The sequence below is a fragment of the Pseudomonas sp. K5002 genome (assembly GCF_013386655.1).
Classification (GTDB): Bacteria; Pseudomonadota; Gammaproteobacteria; order Pseudomonadales; family Pseudomonadaceae; genus Aquipseudomonas.
The window spans coordinates 1-7,795 of the sequence record NZ_JACARK010000283.1; the positions used below are offsets into that span (position 1 = coordinate 1).

General features: G+C 59.3%; 8 protein-coding genes. 5 read left to right on the forward strand and 3 right to left on the reverse strand.

Annotation, left to right across the window (positions count from 1 at the left end; all coding sequences use genetic code 11):
- The 3 genes from HX846_RS14755 to HX846_RS14765 all read left to right on the forward strand — a co-directional run.
- On the forward strand, positions 1-445 hold a 445-nt coding region (locus tag HX846_RS14755), incomplete at its 5' end, for an ATP-binding cassette domain-containing protein (protein ID WP_178965623.1).
- Positions 432-1,631, forward strand: a complete 1,200-nt coding sequence (locus HX846_RS14760) for an ABC transporter substrate-binding protein (RefSeq protein ID WP_010171568.1) — start codon at positions 432-434, stop codon at positions 1,629-1,631. The genes HX846_RS14755 and HX846_RS14760, both read left to right, overlap by 14 nt.
- Before the next feature lie 14 nt (positions 1,632-1,645).
- Positions 1,646-2,398, forward strand: coding sequence for an ABC transporter permease (locus HX846_RS14765; RefSeq protein ID WP_172834573.1), 753 nt, complete (start codon positions 1,646-1,648; stop codon positions 2,396-2,398).
- A 47-nt stretch (positions 2,399-2,445) separates the two neighbouring features.
- Here the strand turns inward: HX846_RS14765 and HX846_RS14770 are convergent, their stop codons facing one another.
- Both HX846_RS14770 and HX846_RS14775 read right to left on the reverse strand, forming a co-directional pair.
- Positions 2,446-5,808 carry a membrane-targeted effector domain-containing toxin gene (locus HX846_RS14770; protein WP_256739818.1) on the reverse strand — a complete coding sequence of 1,121 codons (3,363 nt, stop codon included), beginning with the start codon at positions 5,806-5,808 and terminating at the stop codon, positions 2,446-2,448.
- 313 nt (positions 5,809-6,121) lie between these two features.
- On the reverse strand, positions 6,122-6,259 hold the full coding sequence (locus tag HX846_RS14775) for a hypothetical protein (protein ID WP_003207572.1): 138 nt from the start codon (positions 6,257-6,259) through the stop codon (positions 6,122-6,124).
- 173 nt (positions 6,260-6,432) lie between these two features.
- Between HX846_RS14775 and HX846_RS14780 the strand changes: the two genes are divergently transcribed.
- Complete coding sequence (locus HX846_RS14780) at positions 6,433-6,627, forward strand: hypothetical protein (RefSeq protein ID WP_003207574.1); 195 nt, start codon at positions 6,433-6,435, stop codon at positions 6,625-6,627.
- Position 6,628: 1 nt separating this feature from the next.
- Here HX846_RS14780 and HX846_RS14785 read toward each other — a convergent pair whose 3' ends face one another.
- Positions 6,629-7,006 (reverse strand): fe2+ zn2+ uptake regulation protein, encoded by a 378-nt coding sequence (locus HX846_RS14785; RefSeq protein ID WP_178965625.1) that lies wholly within the window; start codon positions 7,004-7,006, stop codon positions 6,629-6,631.
- Between the two features lie 243 nt (positions 7,007-7,249).
- Between HX846_RS14785 and HX846_RS14790 the strand changes: the two genes are divergently transcribed.
- Positions 7,250-7,795 (forward strand): penicillin acylase family protein (locus HX846_RS14790; protein ID WP_178965626.1); only part of this gene is annotated, 546 nt, incomplete at its 3' end.

The following is a 7,795-nucleotide window of genomic DNA, read 5'->3' on the forward strand; positions in this document are numbered from 1 at the left end:
CCACGCCGTAGGCCTGGAACACGCCCGCCAGCAATTCCCGGCGGCGCTGTCCGGCGGCATGGCCCAGCGCACGGCGCTGGCCCGTTGCCTGGCACGCCAGCCGCAGGTATTGCTGCTGGACGAGCCCTTCGGTGCCCTGGATGAAGTGACCCGTGCCGACATGCAGCACCTGCTGCTCAAGGTCAATCGCGAGCAAGGTTCGGCGGCGGTGCTGATCACCCACGATATCGACGAAGCGCTGCTGTTGTCCGACCGGATTCTGCTACTGGGTAACCGCCCGGCGCGGACCCTCGGCGAATGGCGCATCGACTTGCCGCAACCGCGGGAAGAACAGGTGGAAGCCATCGGCACCCTGCGCATCGAGATTCTCAAAACCCTACGGCGGGCGAGCCGCACTGACCCCCAACCCCCTGAACTGCTGGAGCCTTGCCATGTGTCTGGATGACCTCACTCACTCGCGCCGTGACTTTCTCAAACTCTCGGCCGTGCTCAGTGCCGCCGGAGCCTTGCCACTGCTGAGCAGCTTGCAGGCCCGGGCGGCCAGTGAGCCGGACGCACCGGTACGCATCGGCTATTTGCCGATCACCGACGCCACGCCGTTGCTGGTGGCCCACAACAATGGCCTGTTCGAGGCCGAAGGCATCAAGGCCGAGCGCCCGGTGCTGCTGCGCAGTTGGGCCCAGGTGATCGAGGCGTTCATTTCCGGGCAGGTCAACGTGATTCACCTGCTGTCGCCGATGACCGTATGGGCGCGGTATGGCAGCAAGGTCCCGGCCAAGGTCGTGGCCTGGAACCATGTGGGTGGCTCGGGCTTGACCGTGTCGCCGGGCATTACCGACGTGAAGCAACTGGGCGGCAAGTCGGTGGCGATTCCGTTCTGGTACTCGATTCACAACGTGGTGGTGCAGCAGTTGTTCCGCGACAACGGCCTGACCCCGGTGGCCCGCGCCGCCGGGAGTGCGATTGCCGCCAACGAGGTCAACCTGATCGTGTTGCCGCCCTCGGACATGCCGCCGGCCCTGGCCAGCAAGCGCATCGACGGCTACATCGTCGCCGAGCCGTTCAACGCCCTGGCGGAAAACCTCAACGTGGGCCGCGTACAGCGCTTTACCGGCGATGTGTGGCGCAACCATGCGTGCTGCGTGGTGTTCATGCACGAGCATGACCTGACCAACCGCCCGGAATGGTCGCAGAAGGTGGTGAATGCAATCGTCAAGGCCCAGGTCTGGACCCGCGACAACCGTGAAGAGGCGGTGAAGCTGCTGTCCAAGGACGGCGAGAACCGCTACACCCCGCATGCCGAACCAGTGCTGCGCAAAGTCCTGGCGCCGGCTGCCAGCGACCGTGCGGCTTACCTGGCTGACGGCGCGATCCAGCACGCCAACTGGGACGAGCACCGCATCGACTTCCAGCCGTATCCATTCCCCAGCTACACCGAGGAACTGGTACGCCGCCTGAAAGACACGCTGATCGAGGGCGACAAGAAATTCCTCGCCGACCTGGACCCCGCGTTTGTCGCCAAGGACCTGGTGGACGACCGCTTCGTGCGCAATGCGATCGCGGCGGTGGGCGGCATGAAGACCTTCGGCTTGCCTGAGGGCTTTGAGCGAAACGAGGAGATTGGCGTTTGAACAACGGCAAAACCTTGGGGTTGCCGGGCTGGTTGCTTGGCTTGAGCGGGTTGGCGGGGTTGTTGTTGCTCTGGTGGCTGGGGGTGAAGGTCTTTGGCAGCGCGGACGGTTTGTCTGCGCGGTTTTCGCTGTCGGCGACCCTCGCCAGCCTGTGGGAGTTGCTGGGCCGCAGCGAGCTGTACCTGAACATAGCCGTGAGCCTCAAGCGGATCTTCGTCGGGCTGTTCCTGGCATTGCTGATTGGTGTACCGCTGGGCTTGCTGGTGGGTAGTTCGCGCAAGCTGGAGGCGGCGACCACGCCGGCGTTCCAGTTTCTGCGGATGATCTCGCCGCTGTCGTGGATGCCCATCGTGGTGATGTTGATGGGCGTGGGCGACCAGCCGATCTACTTCCTGCTGGCGTTCGCAGCGGTGTGGCCGATTCTGCTGAATACGGCGGCGGGTGTGCGTCAGCTCGATCCGCGCTGGTTGCAACTGAGCAAGAGCCTGAGCGCCACGCGCTGGGAAACCTTGCGCCGGGTGATTATTCCCGGGGTGATGGGGCACGTGCTGACCGGCGTGCGCCTGGCCATCGGGATCCTGTGGATCGTGCTGGTGCCGTGCGAGATGCTCGGGGTCAGTGCCGGGCTGGGTTATTACATCCTCGACACTCGCGACCGGCTGGCCTACTCGGAGCTGATGGCGATGGTGCTGCTGATCGGCTTGTTGGGGTTTGCCCTGGATGCGTTTGCGCGCTGGTTGCATCAGCGCTGGGTGCATGGAGGGTGAACACCTCATGCAAAGGCTCGGAGGCTTTCCGGGCCTTTGCGATGTGCTCAGGGTTTCACGTAGATGCGCAGGTCGCCTGGAATATCGTTGGGCTGTAATGGCCGGTTCGGGTCTGGCGCAGGGTTTTTTGCTTTAAGCCCGATGCTGCTGTGGGTCATGTTCCTGTTGTCAAAAACCCCGATGCCGATGCTTTCCGTCAGTTCCGCCAGGCCCGGAACACCTTCGGAGGTGTTCATGTGCGCGCTCCCCACTAACGCGACCCACTTTTCGGTGCCCGAGTTTGCCTGGATGGTTTCCGCAGCGTAGTAGTTGAACTCCTTGAGCCGCTTTTCAGAGTTGACGCCAGTGCGGGTGCGATCACGGGATTTGTCGTGTCTATGTCGCGTCAGGTAATAGTGATCGAGGGGTAAAAGCTCTATTCCATTGTCTTCAAATTTTTTCTTGAGTTGTTCCAGTGTTGGATTCGTGCGGCGAGTGTTGCTGTTTCCGAGCATTCCGATTCCATCATCAGCGGGGCCACCGATGTAGTCGATATACCCTTCGAAATAGACTTTTTTGACACCCTGGCTTTTTAGCGTATCGACGTTGTCGAACAGCATTTTAAAGCTGGCCATCTGCGAGTGAGACTCTCCAAACACCACGCCGTTTGATGCTTTCAATGCCTCCGTGATCAGATCGGCTGCGGGGATCGGTACGGGGATATCGGGGATTGTAGGGCGCGGCGGAAGGCCTCCATCCTTGATCGCCTCATAATAGTCCTCCATTTCCACCCGAAACTTATCCAGCGTTGCCTGGCGGGTGTCGAGCTTGAAATGGTCGACTTCGAGCCTTCCTTTCAAACTTTCCACGTATTGGCCCTCGGGTAACGGCTTCCTGATTGGAGGTGGGCGGTTGACGGTGTTTATCGGGTTAAACCGGTGAGTGCTCTTGCTCGAAGAGGCATAGGCGTTGGGGGAGGGCTCCAGCGTATCAGCGCTACTGAGCGCTTGCAGGGGGCTGCCGTATGGCTGGTGCTTTTGTGCGTCGAAAGCGTACCACTTGCCCTTGATCTGCACCGCGCTGCCCTCGACCGTCTGCTCGCCCATCTGGAATGAGCCGGTAGCGGCTGCGTCATATCGAGTGCCGGCGGCGGCAAGCTCCCTGTTGCTCGCTGTACCCTTGAGCGTTTTCAAGCCCTGGGTGGCTGCGTTTGCGCCGTCGATGGCGAGTTTTCCCGCGCCGACTACCAGGTCGCCAAGTCCGCTCAGCGGATTGAGTTCCGAGAGTGCGGTAACCCCGAAAATCTTGCTCAGCTTGAGGGCTTTGCTGGCCGCGCTGCTGGCAGTGCTCAGGGTTTTTCCGACCTTCGCGGCGACGCCTGCACCTGCCGTGAGAAAGCCGAACGCATCAAATGCCAGGTCAGAGAACCCATCTTTATAGTTGCCATTACTGAAGTTGACGATGGCCGACCTGAGCGGAACAAGGTCGAGAAAAAAGTTGCCGATGGTGCTGGCGACCGTCCTTCTATGCTCATCCGGCGTACTTCCGGCCGCTTGTTGCCTGACGGTTTCCAGATCGAGCCCCTCGACAATTGAATCCGCAAGGTACTCCGCCCGGAAATTCCTGAACAGGTTGGGATTGGATCCCTCGAGCGGGTTCTCTTGCTTTATATAGTCGCGCTTGGCATCGAAGGTGGAGAACTCTTCTATTCGGGTTACTTCGTCGGCGATCTTCTGGTCCTGGCGCGTGATAACTGCGTTGCTGACTTTCCTGATGCTGCCTTTTTCGGTATCGAACTCATAGGTGGACGGCTTGTTCTGGTGTTTTGTGGTGACCAGTATTTTTTTGCTTGTATGGAAGAGGGTTTCTCCCGCGAATGGTGTCCAGCTGACTCTGTAGGATTTTTCTTTGTAGAAGTTCAGCTTTCCTAACCGCAAGTTTTCTTTGTCCTCCGGTGGAAGGTTGGCGAGGGCGTTCAAGATGGAATATTTCTTGACGGTTTTATAGTCGCTTATGGTCTGGCTGATGGCTTTGTCAAAGGTGTCGGTGACTTTAAAGCCGGGGCCATGGGTAAAGGTGGCGAAGGCATCAAGGTCGACGCCATGCGTTCCAGGTTTGAGCTCCCAGTCTGATGCCGTTATTTTCTCGCCTTGCATGGTCAGGTCCAGCATGGAATAAGGGCCGCGAGTGGGGATCGTCTTGTTGGCGGTTTTGTTGGGCTTGAGCAACACCTTCTCTTCAAAGGGGACGCCTTCGCCAAATTTTTCCTTGAGCAGGTCCAGCGCCATCTGCTTGCGGCTGGGCATCGGGGTGTCAAGCAAGCCGGAGGCGTGTTTCAGCTTGCCCAATTGATAGTTGAACGCGTCCATGGCGGTATCAATGTCTGGTTTTTCGTAAAGCGTGTCGTCTTTCGCCTCAAGCACCCCATTGACCACGGCCCAGTCCAACAATGCCGCAGTTTGGGCAGCTTCGGGCGCGGGCCCACTTGAGTCGGCGGCGATCATCACTTCGGCAAAACTCATGTTCGCTACGCTGCCAGGGGACCTGGCTTCGATGGCGGCCGCCGCGATGCACAGGTTGGCCCAGGCCAGGCTGCCGTAGACCACGCTGTCGGGAATATTCTTGATCAGCAACTGCGGTGCCGCCCGCATCAACAGCAGATGCGTACCCAGCGAGGCGTTGGCAGGTGAGGTTTTGCCGGTATCACTCAAGTGCTCGCGCAGGCCGGCGACGATCGCCGAGGTGGGTTTGCCCCAATATTGTTTATGTGACAGGTCGAATCCGGCCACTTTGTTGCGATGCGGTTGGGTGATGGATTCCTGATCCAGATCGAGGTTGATGGCCGCCAGTACGTGATCATTCACGCTGCTATCAGTCGGAATGCTCTCCAGGTTGGTCTGCAAGGCCTCTCCCAGCGCCTGGCCTCGGGGGGAACGGATGAGGGCTTCCAGCGTTTTGGCCGGATCGCTCGAGGCGTCGCTGGAGAGCGGCAGGTTACCGTTCAGAAACTCCAGGAGCCCCCGCTGCTGGCTTGCTTGCTGAACATCCGGAGGGCCAGCGGCATGTTCTCTGGCGGCGGTGAGCAGTTCGTTCTGCTGAGGTGTGCTCAAGGGCAGGGGCCAGGACAAGGCGCCGCCCAGATTTCCCCATGGATGGGGGTGGGAACGTGTCAGCGAGGTGCGCGCCAGGGTCAGCAGCTCATCATGGGTGGTTGGCTCGGGCAGGCCCATAGCCTTGAGAAAGTTTGCAAGACTCACGGCGTTAGCACTATTTGGGGGGTAAGAAGAGTTGGGCGCGAGGTCCATCAGCGTGCTTCCCAGCGCAGATCGCACCACCAGAAACGGCGCGTTCGGTCCTGCCAACGTGGCGACATGAGTGAGCTGCTGCGCCAGTGCCTGCCAGTTTTTTCGGTCAGCCAGCGCGGTCTCCAAGGCTTTCGGGCCATTGGGGGGCGGTGTGTCAGCCGCGGGGTCCGGAATGTCCGTTGCGCTTTGCAATATTTCATCGGGGTATGACGGTATATCGGGGAGTGGTATCGGAGGAGGGGGCGGTGGTGGGTATGCAGTGGAGGAAGGAACCGAGTTGCTGACTATCATCGTGAACACCTTTAGGCACGCTCATTCAGGAATGCGCCTTTCAGGAAAACCTCCCTGCTTCCTGGACGCTCTTGCTGAGTGTCGGAAGCAGGGGGAATGGCTCCGCCTGTAAAGTGTTCAAGATGTCAGAAAATGTACGGATGACCGATCAGCGATGGTAATACCCCGGTCCGCCTTCGCTGTAGCGATGGTCATGCCAACCGCCGCCGCCGTGGGGGAAAATAATGCAGCCGCTCATGCTCAACATGATCAGCAAGGGAATCAGCAGTGTGATTCGACGAAGCATTTCAAAATCCTCTAGGGTGCTCTCAGGTTCAATCAGGCGTTGGGCAAGCCAAAGTTTTTCATCGCCTGTAACATGAGACCCCGCCGACCCCAATCCATCCCCGCTAACAGGTATGTGCTTGGTGTGGTAGTCGATACAAAGTGGACACAATTTTTTAGCTTCAGGAACCTGTCATGACCCAAAAGCAACGTTTGAAATACTCGATTCTGATCTCCCTGCTGGTGCTGGGGACGATGTTTGGCCTGTCCTACTTGCAGAACAACGGGGTCATCAGCGAAAAGACGTTCCAGTACATCGCGATTGCGGTAGCGGTAACCGTGGTGGTGATCAACGGTGTGATGCGTCGCAAGGTCAAGCCTAACCTTTGAGTCAGGCCCGGCCTTCCAGGACTTTGGCAGCCTGCTCGTGCAGGCTGTAGCTCTTGTCGGCGTTCAGGGTGATCACGCCTTCGGTGCACAGGCGCTTGAGCACCTCGCGCACGCTGAGAAACGACAACGGAATGCCCAGCTCCAGCAAATGGCTGTGCACGCCGCGCACGCCGAGGGTGCGCTGGTTGTCGGCGGCGGTCAGCAGGGCGTCGATGACCTTCAGCCGGATCAGGCTGGTGCGCAGGCCAAAGCATTTGAGCAAATGACGAATACGCTGGTTGCCATGTTCCGGCGCCTTGCCGAACGCCTGGTTGCCGGTGGCAAAACCTCCGTCATGCATGGGTGAGTGTCCTTCCGTGGGCCGTTGCGAGTTGTACATGCAGAAACTCCTTATCAGAGCCTGATCAGGAAAATGATGGCGCTCTTAGTTAATAAGACGTACGAGCTGCACAAATCATGAAGCGGGGGATGTAGAAATTTTGTCGGTAACATCCTGGAGACATACCGACCTGTCCGAATAAACGCCTGCGGCTGCTAAAATTATTCCCGGTATTTACGTCTTAACTGAGGTGTTGGCGAAGCTGTCCCTCGTCGCGGTGTTTAATTTGGCTGTGGAGTCTGCGTGATTATTTCCAACGGGTTGTTCAGGATGTGTGTGGCAGGGGCGTTGCTGGGGCTGAGTCTTTCGGCCACGGCGCGGGTGCAGGAGCAACAGGCCACCGCCGAGATCCGTCGCACCAGCTTTGGTGTCCCGCATATCCGGGCCAACGATGAGCGTGGGCTGGGGTTCGGCATCGGTTATGCCTATGCCCAGGACAACCTGTGCCTGCTGGCCAATGAAGTGGTGACGGTCAATGGCGAGCGTGCCAGGTACTTTGGTCCCGAACAGGCGACCCTGGAAGGGCGTAACAACCTTGCCAACGACGTGTTCTTCACCTGGCTGAACACCCCCGAGGCCGTTGCGGCATTCTGGAAGGCCCAGCCCCCGGCGATGCAGCAGCGCATTGAAGGGTATGTTGCCGGTTACAACCACTACCTCAAGGAGCGCACTGCCCAGGGTTTGCCGGCGCAGTGCCAGGCGGCCTGGGTACGGCCGATCACGGCCGAAGACCTGGTCAAGCTGACCCGCCGGCTGCTGGTGGAAGGTGGCGTCGGGCAATTTGCCGAG